At 47.5% G+C, this 19,934-nt stretch carries 16 protein-coding genes and 1 pseudogene; 2 read left to right on the plus strand and 15 right to left on the minus strand.

All coding sequences use genetic code 11. The features are described from left to right. Positions 1 to 40 precede the first annotated feature (40 nt). A complete protein-coding gene (locus tag KK062_RS11250; protein ID WP_254084396.1) occupies positions 41 to 511 on the plus strand; it encodes a hypothetical protein in 471 nt (156 codons plus the stop codon). Positions 512 to 528: 17 nt separating this feature from the next. Further along, the gene (locus KK062_RS11255) at positions 529 to 783 is read left to right on the plus strand and encodes an Atu4866 domain-containing protein (RefSeq protein WP_254084397.1); all 255 of its coding nucleotides are present in this window, start codon (positions 529 to 531) and stop codon (positions 781 to 783) included. Between the two features lies 1 nt (position 784). Here KK062_RS11255 and KK062_RS11260 read toward each other — a convergent pair whose 3' ends face one another. From KK062_RS11260 to KK062_RS31045, 15 genes and pseudogenes are all read right to left on the minus strand, one after another. Next, a complete protein-coding gene (locus KK062_RS11260) occupies positions 785 to 1,087 on the minus strand; it encodes a DUF1330 domain-containing protein (RefSeq protein WP_254084398.1) in 303 nt (100 codons plus the stop codon). A gap of 17 nt (positions 1,088 to 1,104) precedes the next feature. After that, positions 1,105 to 1,950 (minus strand): hypothetical protein, encoded by an 846-nt coding sequence (locus tag KK062_RS11265; RefSeq protein ID WP_254084399.1) that lies wholly within the window; start codon positions 1,948 to 1,950, stop codon positions 1,105 to 1,107. Positions 1,951 to 2,001: 51 nt separating this feature from the next. After that, positions 2,002 to 3,414 carry a T9SS type A sorting domain-containing protein gene (locus KK062_RS11270; RefSeq protein WP_254084400.1) on the minus strand — a complete coding sequence of 471 codons (1,413 nt, stop codon included), beginning with the start codon at positions 3,412 to 3,414 and terminating at the stop codon, positions 2,002 to 2,004. Between the two features lie 24 nt (positions 3,415 to 3,438). Further along, complete coding sequence (locus KK062_RS11275) at positions 3,439 to 5,211, minus strand: phage tail-like protein (RefSeq protein WP_254084401.1); 1,773 nt, start codon at positions 5,209 to 5,211, stop codon at positions 3,439 to 3,441. Between the two features lie 155 nt (positions 5,212 to 5,366). Beyond that, positions 5,367 to 6,518: a T9SS type A sorting domain-containing protein gene (locus tag KK062_RS11280; protein ID WP_254084402.1), complete on the minus strand. Its 1,152-nt coding sequence runs from the start codon at positions 6,516 to 6,518 to the stop codon at positions 5,367 to 5,369. Between the two features lie 103 nt (positions 6,519 to 6,621). Next, positions 6,622 to 8,496: a phage tail-like protein gene (locus KK062_RS11285; RefSeq protein ID WP_254084403.1), complete on the minus strand. Its 1,875-nt coding sequence runs from the start codon at positions 8,494 to 8,496 to the stop codon at positions 6,622 to 6,624. A gap of 255 nt (positions 8,497 to 8,751) precedes the next feature. Further along, on the minus strand, positions 8,752 to 12,930 hold the full coding sequence (locus KK062_RS11290; protein WP_254084404.1) for a hybrid sensor histidine kinase/response regulator: 4,179 nt from the start codon (positions 12,928 to 12,930) through the stop codon (positions 8,752 to 8,754). Positions 12,931 to 12,983: 53 nt separating this feature from the next. After that, the gene (locus KK062_RS11295) at positions 12,984 to 14,762 is read right to left on the minus strand and encodes a response regulator (RefSeq protein WP_254084405.1); all 1,779 of its coding nucleotides are present in this window, start codon (positions 14,760 to 14,762) and stop codon (positions 12,984 to 12,986) included. Continuing rightward, positions 14,759 to 15,388, minus strand: a complete 630-nt coding sequence (locus tag KK062_RS11300) for a hypothetical protein (RefSeq protein WP_254084406.1) — start codon at positions 15,386 to 15,388, stop codon at positions 14,759 to 14,761. Before KK062_RS11300 ends, KK062_RS11295 begins: the two co-directional genes overlap by 4 nt. Next, positions 15,378 to 15,926 carry a hypothetical protein gene (locus tag KK062_RS11305; protein WP_254084407.1) on the minus strand — a complete coding sequence of 183 codons (549 nt, stop codon included), beginning with the start codon at positions 15,924 to 15,926 and terminating at the stop codon, positions 15,378 to 15,380. The genes KK062_RS11300 and KK062_RS11305 overlap by 11 nt, the downstream gene beginning before the upstream one ends. Before the next feature lie 48 nt (positions 15,927 to 15,974). Then, positions 15,975 to 16,286 carry a hypothetical protein gene (locus KK062_RS11310; protein WP_254084408.1) on the minus strand — a complete coding sequence of 104 codons (312 nt, stop codon included), beginning with the start codon at positions 16,284 to 16,286 and terminating at the stop codon, positions 15,975 to 15,977. A gap of 257 nt (positions 16,287 to 16,543) precedes the next feature. Continuing rightward, positions 16,544 to 17,200 (minus strand): response regulator transcription factor, encoded by a 657-nt coding sequence (locus KK062_RS11315; protein ID WP_254084409.1) that lies wholly within the window; start codon positions 17,198 to 17,200, stop codon positions 16,544 to 16,546. Positions 17,201 to 17,252: 52 nt separating this feature from the next. After that, on the minus strand, positions 17,253 to 18,482 hold the full coding sequence (locus tag KK062_RS11320) for a PAS domain-containing sensor histidine kinase (RefSeq protein WP_254084410.1): 1,230 nt from the start codon (positions 18,480 to 18,482) through the stop codon (positions 17,253 to 17,255). Between the two features lie 550 nt (positions 18,483 to 19,032). Next, entirely contained in the window at positions 19,033 to 19,344 is a 312-nt protein-coding gene (locus tag KK062_RS11325; RefSeq protein WP_254084411.1) for a hypothetical protein, read from the minus strand. An 81-nt stretch (positions 19,345 to 19,425) separates the two neighbouring features. After that, a pseudogene (locus KK062_RS31045) lies at positions 19,426 to 19,788 on the minus strand (PAS domain-containing protein); the annotation flags it as partial. Between the last annotated feature and the right edge of the window lie 146 nt (positions 19,789 to 19,934).

Genomic DNA, 19,934 nt, shown 5'->3' on the forward strand with positions numbered 1-19,934 from the left:
TATTGCAAAGATGCCGCGCCCGCCGGGGGTACCTTTGTGTATGGTTCGCGACACGACTAACTTTTATGCTTACCGGTTGCAAGATGCGCCGCCACTGGAAGCACTGCCGTTACTGCATAGTGCGGAAGAATTTTATACCATCAGCCTGCTGCAAAATGCGCCACGCTGCCGGTACCTGGATTCCGCGCAAAGCGGGCCGGAGGCATTGTTAATGTTCTTCCATTCCCGGATGCCACACATCCCCTGTGATGCGCGTTCTGGATTCTTTTGCATGTTCAAAGACTCATTCCTGACGCCCGGCATGCAGGAGAATCTTCATGCCTTGCCGATGTTCCATCTTGAAAGCACCCCGGCGTTTCCGTTGCTTGCGCAACACGAACGTTACCTCACCAACGTCTTTGAGAATATCACGGAAGCGCTGGCGTCAGACTATACCTTTCGCACAGAGCTCTTGCAGAACTATGTCTTCGAGTTGTTTCACTACGCGTTGAAACTCCAACATCATGTTTAATATCTAATACATATTCTATGAAACCGAATGAACCTTTTTACATCGGCACCTGGGTAACAGCCGATGGTCACATCCGCCACACGCTGTTACCCAACGGCCGCTACGACGAAGATCGCGGCCGTCGCAAGAGCGCCTACCGGGGCCGTTATACGATGACCGGCAACCACATTGATTATTTGGACGACACGGGGTTTACAGCCGACGGTGATTTCCGCGAGGGTATTTTATACCATGCAGGGATGATCCTATATAAAGAAGAGAAGAACGATTGATCTACGCAACACCGTCCACAATCACACCGTTGGTGTGCGCGCAAGCCTGTCGAAGCGCCTTGAGCGGAGCATACTCTTCGGAGTTGTAAAAACGCAAGGCCGCCTCGCGGCTATCGAACTCGTGCACGACCAGTATTTTGGGTTTCCAGTCGCCTTCCAGGGCGATGGGATTCACCTCACGAATAATGGTACGGCCTCCATACCGGGCAATCATCGGGAAGGCCTGCTCTTTGTAGCGTGCCATACCGGCAGGATCGGTTACTTCGAGGTCGACAACGAGATAGGATTTTGCAGTCGGATTCATGGGCATAATATACGAACCTATCCGATCTTTGCACGCAGGCTTTCAACCATCTGTACGACCTGTCCGATCTGTGAATTAGAAGATTTCTTCAACTGCTCCAGCACTACCGCCGAAATAAGCCTTGGCCAGAAGAGCGATGAGTTCACGTCGCCGGCTTTCGTTTCGATCACCGTGATCTGCTCGGCCAGTGCCTGCTGAAGCGCGGGCGGCACAGCCGGATCTTGCGAAAGCGCTTTGAGCTTAACCAGCCCTTCCTGTAAACGGTTATGTTGAAAATCGTCGATGGCATCGGTCAGCTTATACGGCCAGTGTATGCCGGTCTCGTTGGCAAACCCCGCAAAGTAGAACTTAGACTGTGCAAAGTCTTTATCGTACGCCTGCGCCAGTCCCATGAGCACGTAAAATGTAGCCACTTCGTATTGTGCATCCGCATCAGGCTTCAGCAGTTTTTTCGATTGCTCAGCTTCTTCATGCGCCAGGCTATCCCACCCTTGCTCGTACATGGCGATGGAACGCAACGACCGCGCCAGGTACTGTGCCGTGGTGTCGCCTCCCTCCTGCGCCAGGTCCGCTTCGGCGAATGCCATGGCATGCTTACCCGAGACGGTCCAACCGTATCCCAACAAGAGGTGTGCATAAGTGGGATCAATGGGTGGCAGTGAGTCCGTCTTCTGGCTGTTGTATAGCGTTACGGCGGGTCCTACGGCGGTAGACGACGTGGTTTTGTAGGCGCGGAAGGTTATGCCGCTGGTGGCGTCCTCATATTGCTCGCGCTGTGTTTTCTCATCAGAACAAGCACTGAAATACAGGACGAAGAGAACAGGCAAGAGGATCGTCTGCCTGAGGAATGAAATTCGATACATGGGCGCAAGATAACAACGCGCGCCTCAATCGCAATTACGACATGCGATGTTCTATTTCACCATAATTTTCAGCTCGAAGCCAGACTGCGGGCTGGTTGTTCGCAGCATATATACGCCTGCCGGTGAGTTTTCCAGATCGACGGGGTAATAACGTGTACCTGCAACCACCACGGAGCTGAATATTATTTTTCCTACCAGGTCAGAAATTGTAACGAAAGTATCCTGCTTCAATGGACTCTTGAAGTCAATAGAGAATTGACCGCCTTCCACAGGGTTGGGGTACACGGTCAAACCCGGAGGGAACTCATCCATCTGCACCATTCGGATAGCTAAAAACTCCATGGTGCCGTCCAGGTCTGTTTGCTTTAACATGTAATACGATTTACCGGGTAAGGGGTCATGATCGGTATAGTCATATTTCTGAACATTGTGCCCATTCGGGCCGGCTGCTACCGTTCCAACATCCGAAAAAGTACGGCCGTCCTTACTTCGTTGGATGGTGAAATAGTCGTTATTCCTTTCGCTTGCCGTTGTCCAGTTCAGCTCGACACGTGTCTCTACGCCCTTCGCAGTAAAGACAAGCAATTCCACAGGAAGTGGCGCATTATTTCCGGACAAGGTCCACGGAGAAAAGTTTGTTACATCCGGAACGGTGACGCCCGTTGCATTACTGGTTTGACCCGGGAGAGGGTTTTCCCAGGTGCCCGTTGTGCCGTTCCAGCGTTGTGCCTGCAGCGAGGTAATAGTACCAACCTCCGCGGGGGCGGCCTGGAATGTTAATGTGGCGGTCCCGCTGGGGCCGTCCTTGTCGATTTGCCAGAACCTGTCTACAACGTTCGCGCTATTGTCGACTCCCAGCCGGTTCATGTCGGTGACAGCTACCGGAACCGTTGGGTACGGCGTGTTATTTGTGGCTGTGGGAAAGGTGGAAACCGTTACGTTCCCCAGATTTCCGGCTGTTGGCAACACGGTAAACGGTATGTAAACTCCTGTGGAAGTGCCGAATGGAAAAACGTGCGCGGAAGTGTTTGTACCGATTATCCATCGCAGCTGACTGGTATTGTTCGTCTTCTCACTCAAAATATACCCGCCGGTTCGGCTTACCGCAGTCGGCAAAGCATTTTGTATAGTCAGGCGCCGGGAATTTAAGTCGAGCGCGCCTGCGGTAAGGGTTAGCGTATTACTAATATTGACATCCGACTGCAGCCTTACATTCATAGCATTATCCGCAATGAAGTTATTAAACGTAAGGGTGGTGGATGCGAAAATGAATTGATTGGCCCCGCCTCTGAAAGAGATCGATTGTGCCGCATCTGTAAATACTCCATTATTGACGAAATCGCCGAAAAAGGAGATTGTCGCCCCGGGGAACGTTCGGAAATTTCCGGTATTCGTAAATTGGTGCTGAGCCTGGGCAAAGGTGCAGACAAATATCAACGCTATGAACAGTTGTGAGTTTCTCATCGTACGCGGATTAAGTAGGCGCGTTTATTTGGTTTCCGTAAACCACTGAACGTCCCGAAAAACGGTAGTGCCGGTGATGGCCGAGGTGCAGTAAATTTCAAAATAATCGCCAGGCCCGATATCCGTCAAATAGATTGTTGTGGCGAATTGATACGGATCGTTCGCCGTGGTCAGGCGAAGATCAGTCTCACCGTACCGCGTGGTGGTAATCCCATTTTTGACGATGGCGATGGAGATGGTTCGGTTGTTCGCGGGGACCGTTATATTACCGGTAATCATGGCCCAACCATCACTTCTGTTTACGGGCTGATAGGTGATTCTGTTCGTACCAATGGTCCATTTCGTAGTAATAGACGTCTGCGTACCAGCGGTCCAGTTGGCTTTGTACCACGTGCCTGCAACGGCAATGTTTGTGGTTGCACTGTTGTTACTGACGTTGATCCGGCTATTGGGATTTCTATCTTGTCCGCCCGAGTTATTCTTAATGAATGTATTGGCATCCCTTCCCGACGCCAGCGTAAAATCAAAGCCACTCATAAATGTGCCGGTGTTGTTCCAACTGTTATTGGTTACAAAAACACGAGACAGCGAGGTAAAAGTAGCGGGAACGTAGTTTATGCCAATCTGCCCACCGCTATTGTTATAGAAACCGCAATTCAAAATGGATACTACGGGATTTGTCCCGGATAACAGGTTGATCCCTTGGGCGCAATTTAAAAAATCAGTTTCCGATATCTTAAGCGAGACGCCACTTAAACCGCCGGCGGCAATTTCAATGCCGGCCGTTGTAGCATTCAAAATATCGAGCTCAAAGATCCACACCTCGACATTGCTCAGCGCCACGATGCCCTTGTCAAAACCGTCAATAGTACAGTCCTTTATTTCATAATACTCATTCGTACTGGTTAGATGAATCGCATTAATACCGGAGACACCACCGGCATCGAATGCCAGCATTTTAAAATAGGTTTCGGTTGTACACTCAAACATACTCCCCGACACCCCCGGGCCGGCCGTAATCGTGGCGGCGCCGTAGGTGCTTCCCTGAATGGTTAAGGGAAACGGCAGATCAATGGTCTGGGTTGCTTCAACGACGTAGTCGCCCCCTACCAATCTGACAACAGAAGGTTGTTCCATGTGCACGTCCAGAAATTCCATTATTTCCTCGATTGTCGTCCAGCTTCCGGTTTCGGATACTTCAAAGACATTATCTGCTCTGCCTTCACTTAGTTTTATCAGCCAGTCGCCCCCGGAGGCCACATATGTTTTAGATACCCAGCGGAAGTGCTTTGAGATCACGGCACCATCAATCGTTGAAGCGCCGGCGGGTACAACGTCTACCTGGTGTAGATGCGTACCAACGTTTTTGACCGTGATCGAAAGACCATTGTCGGCAGCCGTAATGGCGGGAAGTGTCAGTGTAATATCGTTGCTTGCGAGGATGAATGTCTCGTTTTTAGCGATCGAGCCGGTAGCTGTTTTGGCTGTAAGACTGGTCTCACCGAGGCTTATAAACGGAACCCATTGCGTTGCATTCCAATAATAATACCCATCCGCCACTGTACCACCGCTGCTGTAAACAAGCATTCCGGAGGGTACGGTGCCGGTCAGTGGCGTAACAGCGTTTAGATCGGTTAACGCCACCCGTGGCGGAAGAAATCCCTTATTTGTGCTTTCCAGCTCAAGAAGTGAGTTGGCATCGATAGTCGCGGCATTGTCGCCTATTTTAACTTGCGCATCGACCTGAGCAGTAAAAGAGCATATCAAAAAACCAAAAAGAAAGATTTTACTTTTCATAGTCACTAATTCACATATTCGTTTCAGAAATTGTAGAGATAAAAGATCGGAATGATTTCCCTTAAGTAAATCAGGGAAAAGCTGACCCTTATAAAATCAGGCGCTTTGTAGGGTTGGTGAAATAAATAAGTGAGTCAATCACACCTATCATTTTATTATCTTATTACAACGATCTGCTGAAAGTTGGACTGAGTACTGAAGGCTCTTAACATGTATGCCCCGGCCGGTGAACGGCTCAGGTCGATGGTGTAAAAACGTGTCCCTGCTGCTACAGTTGTACTGAATACAACCTTCCCCGCGAGATCAGAGATTGTAATGGAGGCCTCGCTTTTAAGTTCGCTATTGAAGTCAAGGAATAATTTACCATTTGTCACCGGATTGGGGTAGGCCGTTAACCCGGGGGGAAGCTCGTCAAGTTGCACCATGCGGATATCCAAAAACTCTACGGTACCGTCCAGGTCGGTTTGCTTTAACCTATAATACGATTTACCCGGAAGGGCGTCGAGGTCTGTATAGCTGTACTCCTGCGCAATGGAACCCGTCGGTCCGGCATCCACGGTCGCGATATCTAAAAAATTGATGCCACCCTTACTTCTCTGAATAGTAAAATAATCATTATTCCTTTCCGACGCGGTGATCCAATCGAGCTCGACATACTTGTCGATGGCCTTCGCCGTAAAACTTATCAATTCAACCGGAAGCGGCGCATTATTTCCGGATACAGCCCACGGAGAAAAAGTTGTTACACCCGGAACCGTTACGCTGGTCGCGGTACTTGTTTGACCGGGAAGAGGAGCGTCCCAATTATTGGTTGTGCTGTTCCAGCGCTGGGCGCGCAGCGTCGTGATGGAGCCCACTTCGGCCAGGGCAGCTTGAAATGTTAACGTTGCCGTGCCACTGGGGCCGTCTTTGTCTATTTGCCAGAACCGGTCCACTACGTTCGCGCTGTTATCTACTCCCAGTATATTCACATGCGTTACGGTGGCCGGGTAGGGTGTATTGTTCGCAGCGGTCGGATAGGTAGAAACAGCTACGTGCCCGATGTCACCCGCTGTCACTTGTAAGGTAAAGGGGACATACACGCCAGCGGCCGTGACAAAAGGGAACACATGCGCAGACGTGTTCGTACCGATACTCCACTTCAGCTTGCTCATGGTATTGGCCTCGATCTTAATATAACCGCTGGTTCTGGTGATGGCATTCGCAGCCGAATTCTCAACCACTACGTACCCCCCATTGGTGATATTAATAAACGCTCCGTTGTCCAATATCAACCGCGCCTGGGAAAACCCATTGACGCCTGCCATGGTCATACACAAACCAAAAAGCAAAAACCTATACCTATTGCGATAAGACCTGGCCATATTTTCAATTTATCAAATCCCGTACCCTCTCCTGCCGACAAACCGGTCAACGTATGCGGTACCAGTTATTACCATCCGATTGAATCGTTATACTGCTGTTGGCCGTGATGGTCGTTGCACCCGAATTCGCAAAATCCCGATAGCTGCTGATTGTCCGCGCGCCGTTGGTTTGATTCACGATGACATATACTCTTCGTGCATTACTCGCGGCAGCGGCGGGCAATGTTACAGAAGGTGTACTGCCATTGGTCAGAATCACCGTAGAATGTGTTGCGTTTAGCGTAATATTCGAGTTAGTGGTTGTTATTTCCTGCCCCGTAGACCCGTTCACGTCCAGGGTCGAGTTAGGACTATTCGTGCCTACCCCCACGTTGCCGGTGCCGCTAATGCGCATTCTTTCATTGGTAGCCTCGGAAGTACCGCCCGTCATAAATATCAATGACTTTGCGGCCGTACCGGTAGCAATCAGCAAATCCTGCCCAATATTATAGAGGTATGCGTCGTTAGGTCCGCCCATGACGCCGCTGGCATTCGTACTGCCGTTGATCCCCATATCGATATAATTGGTAGTTTCACTTCCGTTATCAGCGGTCGCTACCACATCCGAGGACGAGCTGGTTCCGCTGGAGAGATTCTGAATATTAAGCTGCAGGTAGCTATTGATACTTCCTCTCCCAACGATAGCATTGACAGAGCTGGTCGTACCGGCGTCCACTAAAAATGCCTCCGGATAGGTAGCATTAAATGTCGTTGACCCAATGGCTACATCCCCCGTGCCACTGATTCGCATGCGTTCGTTCGCGGCGGCAAATCCACCGGTGAAAAAACGAATAGGCTTTGTCGCGGTACCATTACCAATCACAAAATCATTTCCGGTAGCATAGAGATAGGCCGTGTTAGCTCCGCCCAGGACCGGAAGACTGGTGTTGGTGTAAGACCCTGAGTTAATACCCATGTCGATGTAATTGACCGACTCGTTTCCATTGTTCGCCGTGGCTACAACATCCGAGCTGGCACTTCCGGTGGCCGAGCTATTCTGAACGTTGATCTGAAGATAATTGTCAATACTGCCCTTCCCCGTCATCAGGTTATAGGACGTGGTCACGCCTGCATCAATCAACAGTTTCTCGGGATTGGTAGCGTTAAAAGAGTTAGATCCCACCGCCATTCTTCCGCTCTGCAGGCGCATGATCTCCGACATTCCGTTGAGGTAGTGGTAACTTTTAAATACCATCGGCTCATCGCCATCATCGCCGATGACGAATTCAAACCCGCCACTATTGCTGCTACCGGTAGAGCCGAATTCAAAAAAGTCCGTACCGGCAGAGCTTCCCTTGATCCTGAAATTTCCATCAACATCCGTGTACATCTTCGGTTTATAGAAATTTGCGGCGGCAGCTTCGAACTGCAAGGCTGAACGCACATAGGTCACTTTCTCGGTCGCATTATCATAATCCGGATATCCCTGCGTTAATCCCAGCGTTCCACGATTTCCGAACTCTAAAAAGGAGTTATTAAAAGATTTGAAAATAAGCGGTTTGTCGTCGGTAGTCCCAATAAAATGGATCGCCGGGTTCAATCCGGAATTTCCGGTAAGGGTCCAGGCTGTAGTACTGGCAGTCGAAAAGATGATCCATGTCGTACCGTTCCAATAATAATACCCGGGCACCACATTGTTCGGGGCGCTACCTGCCGTGGCGGTGTTGTACACCAACAGACTTGTGGCGGGAGATGTAATAGGGCCGGCCGCATTGGTTGCTGTCAATGCCACACGGGGCACCAGGAGGCCTTTGCTGGTAGAGGCAACGTCAAGAATAGCAGACGCATCCGGAGCCGCCCCCGTAGCATTAATACCTACGTTTTGTGCATGTGTATACCGAGCTGTCACCAGGGTGATCAGCAAGATTAAAATCCTTTTCATGATGATAATTTTTGGCCCGAAGGTCCTCACGAAGGTATGGAAGGGGCCAATAAAAAAAATCAGCAAAAGGCTGAGTTGGAAAAAATCAGGCAGAACAGGATATACTGTAGAATATACGCATGGCTACACGCCAATATTAAGTGTATAATAAAAATCTTCCTGAAAAGGCTGTTATGCCGTACATCCGCACACTACTCATTGTTACAACAAAGGACGGTAGGCCTAACGTGGGCATGCACAATGGGTTGTACAATCCTACTCCTCGACTTCCCGATGTATAAATTCGTAACCCTTTTCCAGGGCAACAATTACCGCTTCCAGTTTAATGGGCTTACTGACATAATCGTCCATTCCGGCCTTCATGCAGATCTCCCGATCACCCTGCATGGCATTGGCGGTCATCGAGATAATGTAGGGTTGATGGTATTGTTTTGCCCTGATCAGCCGTGTTGCCTCCAATCCGTCCATCTCCGGCATTTGCACATCCATTAAAATTACGTCATAAAATTGCTCATGAAATCGCTCGACCGCCTCCAGGCCATTCGGAGCGATCACGATCTCTGTATAACCAAGTTTGTTCAGTACCCGCGTGGCCAGTTTCTGATTTACCGGATTATCTTCCGCTACGAGAATGCGGAGCGGGTACCGTTCTGCAAAATCCGTTGAAAGCACCTGTTTTGATTTCTTTTCTTCCACCAACACCCCCTCGTCACCCGTCCGGAGAACCGAATGGAGTACACGGCTAAATTGCTGCTGCTTAACCGGCTTATTGAGAACCGCCGCAAAGAGGTCGGGGTGGTTCTTTTTGCTTTCATCGCCAATGGAGCTTAGTAATACAACCGGCAGGTACGCATGGTTCGCTTTAATCAAATTTGTGAGCTGAACGCCATCCATATCGGGCATTTGCATGTCCGAAATGACAAGGTCAAAGTTGTCACCACTTGCCAGGATCTGCAAGGCTTCGGCTCCGGAAGATGCTAATGTTGGTACTAGCTTCCACTGCTCAAGCTGGCTTTTCAAGATGTTAAGATTCGTCCTGTTGTCATCGACCACCAACACTTTCTTTCCTTCGTTCTCTGTAGTGTTGGTATGTACATATTGGCGGATAGACTCCTGACTCACCTGTCCTTTTATGGTAAACCCAAACGAAGTGCCCACTCCCACCGCGCTTTCCACAGCAATAGAACCACCCATTAATTCCACTAATCGCTGGCTGATCACAAGCCCTAACCCTGTGCCGCCATACTTACGCGTGGTGGAAGAGTCCACTTGCGAAAAAGCTTTGAACAACCGCGACAGCTTATCCTGCGGTACACCGATGCCCGTGTCTCTTACGTGGAAGGCAAGCTCAATCTGGCTGTGGTCCATTTTCAACAGCTCGATGCCGACGAAGATCTCGCCCCGGTCTGTGAACTTCATCGCATTGCCGATAAGGTTAAGCAATATCTGCCGGAGCCTGTGACTGTCACTTATAATTTGTGCAGGAATTTGATAATCGATCTGATACACGAGATCAAGTCCCTTTTGTGCCGCCTTTGTCGAAAAGATATCCATCACCTCTTCCACGCACTGCCGTAAATCGAACGTGTGATTGTCAAGTTCCAGGTTGCCGGATTCTATTTTGGAAAAATCAAGAATGTCATTAATAACCCTGAGCAACGCTTCGCCGCTGCCCCTGATCGTATCAGCATACTCTTTTTGTTCTGCCGTAAGAGAAGTCTCTGCCAGCAATGACGCCATACCAAGCACGCCGTTCATGGGCGTTCTGATTTCGTGACTCATGGTGGCCAGGAAAACACTCTTCGCCTGATTTGCTTTCTCTGCTTCACGCCGCGCGTTTTCTGCTTCTTCACGCTGCGTTTGAAGCTCATTGTTGATCTGTTGCAGAAATGCCGTTTGTCCTTGTAATTGATCGTTCAGCGTTTGCATGTCCTCGGTCTGGGCGACCAACGCCTCTTTCTGCCCCATTATTTCTTCCGTGCTTTTTTTAATCTGCTCTTCCAACGTCGCTTTCAGTTTTGCGGCATTTCGATTCCGCGCCATCACGAACGAAGCTACTCCCCCTATCACAACCACTGCCAGGAGGGTTCGGAACCACCACGTACGCCAGTAAGGCGGTGTAATAATAATGTTAACAGCGGCTTCTTTTTCGTTCCAAAGCCCGCTGTTGTTAGCCGCAATTACCCGGAACCGATATTCCCCCGGAGCCAGGTTGGTGTAGGTTGCTTTCCTTTCGTTTCCGGCTTCGATCCATTCGTCCTGAAATCCCTCCATTTTGTACCGGTAACGGTTCTTGTCCGCTTGAAGATAATTCAACGCGGCAAACTCGAACGAAATAATATTATCGAGATAACTTAACTCGATCTCTGACGTATATAGTATATTTTTCTTCAGAATCTCATTTTCGCCGATCATAACCGGTTTATTCAAGACCTTAAATCCGGTTATGTACACGGGCGCCTTGGTTGTATTTACCTTCATGCTATCCGGATGGAACAGCGTAAAGCCTTCGGTCCCACCAAAAAGCAACTCGCCCGTCGATAGCTTCGCAGATGCCCACCGGTTAAACTGGCTTCCCGGAAGACCATCGTGAACGGTGTAATTTTTAAAACTAGTGTGGACCGGATCGAAACACGTGATGCCGAAATTCGTACTGACCCACAATTTACCCGACCCGTCCTCTTGTATACCGACAACAGCATCGTTCGGCATGCCGTCGTACACATGATAAGACTTAAACGTTTCCGTCACCGGATCGAAAAGATTTAATCCGCCAAATGTTCCGACCCAGATTCTTTTTTGGGAGTCTTCAAAAATAGCCGTTACAAAATTATTACTTAACGCACCCTCTTCCGAGCTCCCTCTAAAATGCTTGAAGGTGTTCGTCGCCGGATCATACCGATCTACCCCGTTGCTCTCGGTTCCAATCCATATGCGCCCATTCGAATCTTCTAAAAGATAGGCTATCCCAGAGTTGGCGACTGAATTGACATCGTCGGGATTATTCGTGATACGCGTAAAATCGTCCGTCTTGCGATTATACTTGCTAATGCCATTACCCCATGTGCCTACCCAGATGTCGCCGTTTCGCATCCGGCGGATATAAAATACGTTGTCATCGCTCAGCGAATTTTCTTTCGACGGCTGGTGGCGGTACTTTTTCACCTTTTTCGTAACGCGGTTATAATAATTCAATCCCCCGCGCCACATCCCCACCCACAAACCTCCGTCGACATCTTTTTCAATGGCCAGTATTTTCTTATTGGAGAATATATCTCCGTATGACGTAAACTTGTTCGACTTCCTGTCGAGATAGCTAAGCCCGCCACCATCCGTAGCCACCCAAAAATTGCCATGCTTATCCTCCTCGAAGTGAGATACGACGTCATTACCTATACTATTGGCCCCGGAGGGATCGAACTTGTAATTATTGAATGAATACCTGTTTTTATCGTAAACGTTCACCCCGGCATAGCGCGTTCCCAGCCACAGGCGATCGTCCACGTCAATCATCAATGTGGAAATGGTATTGTTACTGATGCCGCTTCGGTTCCGGGGATTATGATCATATAGCGCGAAAGAATCATCTGCCGTGTTCATTCCCATTAATCCGCCGTCTGTACCGATCCATAAATTTCCAGCAGCATCCTGCCCGATCTGATATATGTAGTTATTGGATATACTGCTCGTATTTTTTTCGTCGTGCATGTACTGGGTAAAGGTCTTTTCGATCTGCATTTTTTTATTCACCCCCCTGTCAATGGTACCGACCCATAATGTCTGTTCCCTATCTACAAACAAACATGTTATGGCATCGCTGCTAAGGGTGGTCGGATCATCCTTACGACTTAAAAAATTCGTAAATGTTTCTTGGTCGCGGTTCAATAAGCTGAGTCCCCCCGCTGTTCCAATCCATAGCTGATGCTTATCGTCTTCAACGATCGCCTTTATAGAACTGTTGACCAGCGACCGGTCGTCACCCGCTTTATGGAAAAACTGCTTGATTTTTTTTGTTTGGGAATCATATAAATTAAGCCCGTTCTCAGTGCCCACCCATAAATTACCTTTTGAATCGATAAAGACGCACTTGACCGCACCATTGCTAAGGGATCCAGGGTCATTCTTATGGGAGATAAACCGCTCAAACCGATCCGCTTCCCGATTGTAAAAATTCAGGCCCTCCTTTGTGCCGACCCACAAATTGTTATTTATATCGCTAACGATACTGGTGACGCTGTTGTCGCTGATGCTCGAGGTATCCCGAATGTCGTTCCTGAAAATTCTAAAGGAATATCCGTCATACATGTTCAGGCCATCCTCCGTACCAATCCAGACAAAGCCGAACTTATCCTGTCCCAGGGCGCTGACGTTGCCTTGTGACAATCCCTCGTTCACGGACAGGTTTTCGAACCTCATACTATGGATCTGTGCCATACCCGCTCCGGAAAACAGCAAGACCATAACAGCGAAAACAAAACCGAACTTCATCATTTTTTTGCCTTTACCTGCAGCGCCCATTTTTCCAGTATAATAACCAGTTCTTCAATGTTCACGGGTTTGCTTATATAATCGTCCATTCCCGCATTAATACACTCCTCGCGATCACCCTGCATGGCATTCGCCGTCATCGCAATAATAATCGGCTGATTGGCGAGGCATAAACGGATCATCCGCGTTGCTTCAAGCCCATCCATCTCGGGCATTTGAACATCCATGAGAATGAGATCGTACTCTACTCGGGTCACTTCTTCCAATACCTCCTTGCCATCTTTCACGGTGTTAGGTTTGTAGCCCAGTTTTCCAAGTACCCGGAGTGCCAGTTTCTGGTTCACCACATTGTCCTCGGCGATGAGTATGGTGAGGGGATATTTTATAGCAAAGTCGTTGGTCAGTTTTTGCTTTACGATAGCCTTTTCAATGCCGGCAATCTGGCTTTCATGAATGAGCCCTGTTAGCAGGTGTTGCGCGAGAATATTATAGCGAATCGGCTTCGCAACCAGGGAGCTGAGAATTTCCGGATGCTGCTTGCTGCCTTCGTCGTTCACGGCGCTGATCAGGATAATGGGGATCGCCGGATAGAGCGTCCGAATGGACTGTGAGAGCTGCATCCCATCCATTTCGGGCATTTGCATTTCTGCTAACACTAAATCGATTCCCCGCTTTTCTGATAAGATCTCCAGCGCCTGCGCGCCGGATTCCGCCAAAATCGGAACAAGCTTCCAATTTAGTAACTCCTGCTGGAGAACATTTCTCAGGGTTAGGTTGTCCTCTACAATCAACACCTTTTTACCCTCCACACCCATCATCTCGACATGTACCCGCTGAGGCTCTGTGCTGACGCTCACCAAAATATTGAACCGGACTACGGTCCCTTCGTTGACCCGACTATCGATCGCAAGGCCTTCTCCACCCATGATGGCCACTAACCGGTTGCAGAGAAACAGCCCAACGCCGGACCGCTGTGCACCGGCTTGCGAGATGGAATGCATTAAAAATTTAACCTCGTTCGGAGGAATTCCGATTCCGGAATCACGTACCTCAAAACCCAAATCCAGGATCCCGCCTTCCTCGCTCCGAATCCACACGTCAATATATATTTCGCCATGGTTGGTGAACTTGACAGAATTCTCTAAAAGATTCATGAGCACCTGCCGTAGGCGGCCGTCATCTCCCACAACATGCGCAGGTATCTTGTTCTCCAGGTGATAAATCAACTCCACATCCTTCTTTGCGGCCTGGCTTGCAAATACATCAAAGACCTCCTCGATAGCATTTCGAAGGCTAAAATCCTTATTGGAAAATTCGCCCGAATCAGATTCGACCTTGGAATATGCCAACACATCGCTTAACAGAATATCGTTAATGACCGTTAACAGATTCTCGCTACAACTTCGTATCGTTTCGTTATACTCCTTCTGCTCGGGTGTGAGCGTGGTTTCTGAAAGCAATGCAACCATTCCGCTAACACCGTTCATGGGCGTGCGGATCTGGTGATTTATCCTGGAGAGCAACTTCTTCTTCGAGTGATCAATCTCGACAGCTTTTTCGACCGCCTTTCTTTCCCGTTCAACGGCATAAGACCAAAGCTCCGTTTTTTCGACAAGCATACGCTGAAGCTCCATTTTCTCATGTGTCGATTTTTTTATCCGGCTCCAGAAATATAGTATCAGACCAAGCATGCCGCCGACTATCGTGGTGACTTTAGCCCACAGGGGTAGTACCATGAATACTTCCATTGCCATCGGAAAAGTAGACGCCGCCATCATAGATTATCCTTTTTTTTCCGTTCTATTGTAAGATTGATGCCCAGAATAAAATACCGGCCCGCATTCTGAAGATTAAAGCCATAAATCGGGAATGACCAATTTCCGGTCTCAAAGCCAACAAAAGCCCCCGGATCCGCGACGGTATTGCCGTGATGCGTGAAACGCGTAAGCTGCACACTGCCTCCAAAATAGAACCAGCGCACGGGCGCATACCCCAACTCCGTCCAGCTAAACAGAAAATGCGCGTCACCATCATCGCGCGAAAGTGTACACTGGGATTGCGATGAAAAAAAATATTTACGAAACTCCGCCGCCAGCAGCAGCCCCAGGGATACTCCATTCAATTCCCCGACGACCACACCCACGACCGGCGTCAGTGAATACGAAACAAGCTTATACTCCCGCGGAAAGTTTTTCCCAACGTAGAGCGAAAACGTGTTAACCTCTTCATAATTATAGCGCGCCTCGGCATACCAATCCCTTGCATTCTGAAAATGGATCACGGGCATAAACGTCGTTTCGTTTTTATCCTTCCAATAGTAATAATGCTCAAACCCCGTCTGACCGAGCGAGTATGTCACCTGCACAAAAAGAAACGCGCCGATGGGCAACACTCTATTTCCCATTGTCGATTATGATTAACTCAGCCGTGGAAAGTTTATTCAATAATAAAATATCCTTTAGATGCGGATTCCAATAGAAAAGAAGCACGTCAATCGGACGCCATAAAAGTACCCAGCTAAAAATATCCAGGCTGTTAATGAAAGCCGTATGAAAATGATTCTCCGGATCTAACAGGAGCGGCACGAACCCCTGGCATATAAGCACGACCACCAGGCTGAGAGCCAGTAAAATCCAGCTGCGGCTTCTGAATTTCTTGAATTCTTTCTCCCGCACCTTTTTCTTCTGTAAATAATGGCGCCTGATGGCATACATCAAAGGCAATGCAAACTGTTTATCAACTTCGCTGGTACACTGAAACTTGTACAATATAGCTGTATAGCGTTTTGCCGGAACCACACATGTTTTGATATACTCCTCCAACTGATGACTAAGCTGACGCTTATAAATAGGAGCTGGATCATGAATATTGAAATAGCTATTAATTGTTTGCCTGTCGACGGTAAGAAAAATATCAATTTTATCGAGTACCTCATCTTCCATATATATACAAATACTGTCGTCCTCTGTACAATGTTCTGGGGGCGGCGACTATGCTTTTTTAAGACTTTGAACGATACCTTTACATATTCTATTCAATAAAGTAATGCTCGCGGGGTCGGTGACAACAACTTTCAACTTACCCACGGTGTCGAGGAGCTCGGCGTCGGCAAGCATCTCGAGTGTAGGCTTGATTTTATGGCATACGCCCTGGAAAAGTCCCGCGTCATTACGCTGCGACGCTTCTTGCAGCACTTGCTGCATTTCCACCAGGTTATCGATCATCGAATCAATCAGCTCTTTTTTAAATTCTTCATCGCCGTCGGTGTACAATTCGAAGTCGATAAAAAGGTTTCTGGACACAGAAGATCCGGAAATTTCATCAGGAATCATTTGGTAAGTATTTCGGTATTCCAAAGGTCTCCTTTTGACGAATTGAAGGAATCAGGAAAAAGCTGATTTCCGAAATATCAGGAATACTGATCAACCCGAACAAAAACAGTAATCACCACTTCTCATTGCCGCAACACTTATTGTTTCACCCAACATAAAACGTGTTAAAATAACACAGACTACCCCGGCGTGTAGGCGTGCCTCAAACATTCCGGCGAAGCAATATTCTAAATGAGCTTGTGATCTATCGCATACTTTGTCAATTGCGCCGTATTCGAGAAACCCATTTTGTCCTGAATGTGAAGCTTATGCGTTTCAACCGTTTTTATGCTGATGAAAAGCTCCTCGGCGATTTGCTTCAGGCTCTTTCCACTCGCAATCAAAACGAGAACTTCATTCTCGCGCCGGGTAAGCTCCTTTGACTTTTTAGTAGGAAGCCCCCTACCTTCAGTTTTTTTTAGATAGAAGTCTTCAAAAACAAGTGACATAACCTCCTGGCTAAAGTATCTGCCGCCGTTAAAAACGGTTCGTATCGATTGGAGCAGGTGTTCCTGATCAACATCTTTCGGTAAATACCCGTCTATACCCGATTCTACCCCCGCCGTAATGAAATCCTTATTCACTTCACTTGATATCAGAATAACCTTCGCATCCGGATTTTGCTCCTTGATCCAACGGGTTGCTTCTATACCGTTCATTCCTTTCATGACAATATCCATGAGGTATACATCCGGCTGTAGCATATCCGGCAGATTAATCGCCTCCTCTCCACTGCTAATACTGGCGAGCACTTCAATATCAGGGGCTGTATTCAACAGCGAGCGTAAACCATGTCGTAAGAGACCATGATCGTCAACAATCACAACTTTTATCATTTTTTGCATCACTAGAACGAAGTGCTTAAAAATCATTCCCTTTCTACCGCATCGTTGCGTTTCATCCCAATGCAGAGACTGAGTAACGCTGTTTGTGCATTCGCGGCAAAGTAACGGTGAGCTCGGTTCCTTTTCCGACTTCACTTTTTATATCGACGTATCCATGAAGCAAATTCACTGCCTTCTGTAATATCGACAATCCTAACCCGGTACCCTGAATGGCGTTCGCATTACTGCCCCGGTAAAATGGTTCGAAAAGCTGTTTCATGTCTACATCTGGAATTCCGATGCCGTAATCACGGACATTAAGTGTCAATGTTTCGTCATTGCAAGAAAGCGTTAGGTCAATATGCTTCGCACCAGGGGAAAATTTAATTGCGTTTGTCAACGTATTGATGACTATATTTCGTAATAGCTTCTCATCAGACTCAATCGTATCGAATAAAAGATTATATATCAGTCGAATCTTATGTGTGCCGCCTGTATTCTGTTCAATCTCCTGGCTTAGGCGTCTGAAAAAATCGCGAATATCGATTACACATAATCGCACCGGGATTTTTTCACCTTCGATCTTTCCAATCGTCAACACATCATCGAGTAAATGCGTCATGTGCGCAACTTGCTTCTCAATTTGGATAAGTTTCTGCTCAATTTCCAACGGCATATCCTGCTGCTTAAATTTCTTGATAAACTCGGTGGCGGAGGTGATGGTTGACAATGGCGTACGGAATTCATGGGAGGCTATTGAAACAAACTTACTCTTCATATTGACAAGCTCCTTTTCTTTTTGCAAGGCTTGGTTTAACTCACGTGTCCGGTCTTGCACCATCTTTTCAAGGTTTCGCCTATACTCTATAAGCTCCGTAATATCCTGTGCTACAAAGATGGCTCCATTGATTATTTTTTCCGCGTCTCTTCTCGGAAAAGCACTTAGCAGTAATACCAGTCTTTTATCATTTTTTGTGAACACGGGCAATTCAAAATTGCTAATGGCGTCGCCCTGCAGGACACACGCTATCATGTGTTCAGTCGCTTGTCTATTCTCTATTCCAACGAATTCATTGACCCAACATTTGCCCAATAGGTCCGATTTGGCAATTCCAGACAGGTTTGAAATCACCGCATTCCATTCGTTAATGTATCCGTTTCGATCGATCCCAAAAATCGGAACGTTGGCATTCTCAATCAAACTTGCCAACTCTCTGGCAACTGCCGAAATCCTACTTTCAAACTCCCTCTGCTGGGATATGTCAAACTGCATGAAATGATTTCTTTTAAATTTGCGCACCATCTTTCATAATTTAAACGGCATATTTCTCTAACGTACTGCAGTTCCCAGAATAAGATGCTTACTAAAAGTATATAGCTTCAGGAGTCACGTGCCTCATACGCATTGATATCAAACAGTGAGTCGACAGACAGTACAATATCGGCATCAAATCCATGGAGCTCATGTAAAAAAATATTCGTTTAACACCCGAAACAAATCGGACAGAAGGTTGCCCTACGCATTCCTCTTCAACTAACGTAGCGTCTGCAGGCAATCCTTCCCGTTGCGTATCAAAGATTATCTTATTGAAGATAAGTAAACTGAGTGCTTTTTGCAAGGAGTCCGCCACTGTGTCGCTACTGTGCCGTCAGAAAAGCCATCTACTCACAGGTAATCGCGCGACAATTTGCCATGTGATTTAAACACTTATGAAATTATTACATACAGATAGGCATACTATACCCAGCGATTGCCACGTATAAGTGTAAAGAACACAAAATTAATGATCCGATAAGGCAACGTGAAACTTTAAAATAATGACGAGCGGGAAGAGCGCGCTACACACCGGAACTCAATACCGCGAGTAGTGACTATCCCTGGATGGTACTTCGCTCCCGATGAGATGGTGACTGAGCAAGTCAGTAACATCCTTCACGACAGTATATACATTCACAGCACTCGTGTTGATTGCCGATTGTCCTACCGTTGAGTATTTCAGAATGTCGTTTATCAGAAGCCCGAATCTCGTCACCCGATCCTTTAATATGTCGATGTTGATACTCCCCTCTGATAAAGACAGTCCGGTATCTTCCTGCAGCCAAAGGATAAGATTGTAGATAGCCTGTAAAGGAGCGTTGAGCTCGTGAGATGTGAGATACTTCAAGTGGTCCGGTACCGTACTGGCATTAAGACGCCTGGTATACACTGCAATTTTCTGTTCAGCAATCATTTTATCGGTCAAATCACGGAGGAGGATGATTTTAGAAAAAGTAATCCCATCCGGATTTCGAAATTGCAAACAAGAGTACGAGCAGATAAAACTTTGACCATGCCGTGTTATGAACGTATCCTCGCAGTTGTATAAATGACTATTCATCCCCATCAACCAGATTATTTTCTCGGCATTGCCTGGATATGCATAAAGACTGCGTATATGTTTTCCTTTTAATTCCGACGGCGAGGAAAAACCGAGCAATTTCAAGGATATGTCATTACCGATTTCAATACAGTTATCGGTATTAAGAACAAGCAATCCGTCCACCAGAAGTGGGATGATACTCTCCATCAGTTTACCTGGTACAAATAGGTCGGTTGATTGAATCTGCATAAAAATTCCTTGTTATAGGCGAGCGTAAACAAAAGTGCACCTTATTAAGACTATTTACGTGAGGGAAAACCTGATTCGTTAAAAATAAGGACGGCAGTATTCGCGCTGTTGCAATCGATTTCCCCGACTTCATAGCGGTGCGTTGG

The sequence above is a fragment of the Dawidia cretensis genome (assembly GCF_018598175.1).
Lineage (GTDB): Bacteria > Bacteroidota > Bacteroidia > Cytophagales > Cyclobacteriaceae > Ohtaekwangia > Ohtaekwangia cretensis.

Excerpts from the sequence above, each read along its gene's own strand:
- KK062_RS11280 (WP_254084402.1), bottom strand. The coding sequence starts at position 6,518 with ATGGCAGGCGTCAATGGGTTTTCCCAGGCGCGGTTGATATTGGACAAC.
- KK062_RS11300 (WP_254084406.1), bottom strand. The coding sequence starts at position 15,388 with ATGGGAAATAGAGTGTTGCCCATCGGCGCGTTTCTTTTTGTGCAGGTG.
- KK062_RS11290 (WP_254084404.1), bottom strand. The coding sequence starts at position 12,930 with ATGGCACAGATCCATAGTATGAGGTTCGAAAACCTGTCCGTGAACGAG.
- KK062_RS11320 (WP_254084410.1), bottom strand. The coding sequence starts at position 18,482 with ATGGTGCGCAAATTTAAAAGAAATCATTTCATGCAGTTTGACATATCC.
- KK062_RS11255 (WP_254084397.1), top strand. The coding sequence starts at position 529 with ATGAAACCGAATGAACCTTTTTACATCGGCACCTGGGTAACAGCCGAT.
- KK062_RS11295 (WP_254084405.1), bottom strand. The coding sequence starts at position 14,762 with ATGATGGCGGCGTCTACTTTTCCGATGGCAATGGAAGTATTCATGGTA.
- KK062_RS11260 (WP_254084398.1), bottom strand. The coding sequence starts at position 1,087 with ATGAATCCGACTGCAAAATCCTATCTCGTTGTCGACCTCGAAGTAACC.
- KK062_RS11250 (WP_254084396.1), top strand. The coding sequence starts at position 41 with ATGGTTCGCGACACGACTAACTTTTATGCTTACCGGTTGCAAGATGCG.
- KK062_RS11270 (WP_254084400.1), bottom strand. The coding sequence starts at position 3,414 with ATGAGAAACTCACAACTGTTCATAGCGTTGATATTTGTCTGCACCTTT.
- KK062_RS11265 (WP_254084399.1), bottom strand. The coding sequence starts at position 1,950 with ATGTATCGAATTTCATTCCTCAGGCAGACGATCCTCTTGCCTGTTCTC.
- KK062_RS11275 (WP_254084401.1), bottom strand. The coding sequence starts at position 5,211 with ATGAAAAGTAAAATCTTTCTTTTTGGTTTTTTGATATGCTCTTTTACT.
- KK062_RS11305 (WP_254084407.1), bottom strand. The coding sequence starts at position 15,926 with ATGGAAGATGAGGTACTCGATAAAATTGATATTTTTCTTACCGTCGAC.
- KK062_RS11315 (WP_254084409.1), bottom strand. The coding sequence starts at position 17,200 with ATGCAAAAAATGATAAAAGTTGTGATTGTTGACGATCATGGTCTCTTA.
- KK062_RS11285 (WP_254084403.1), bottom strand. The coding sequence starts at position 8,496 with ATGAAAAGGATTTTAATCTTGCTGATCACCCTGGTGACAGCTCGGTAT.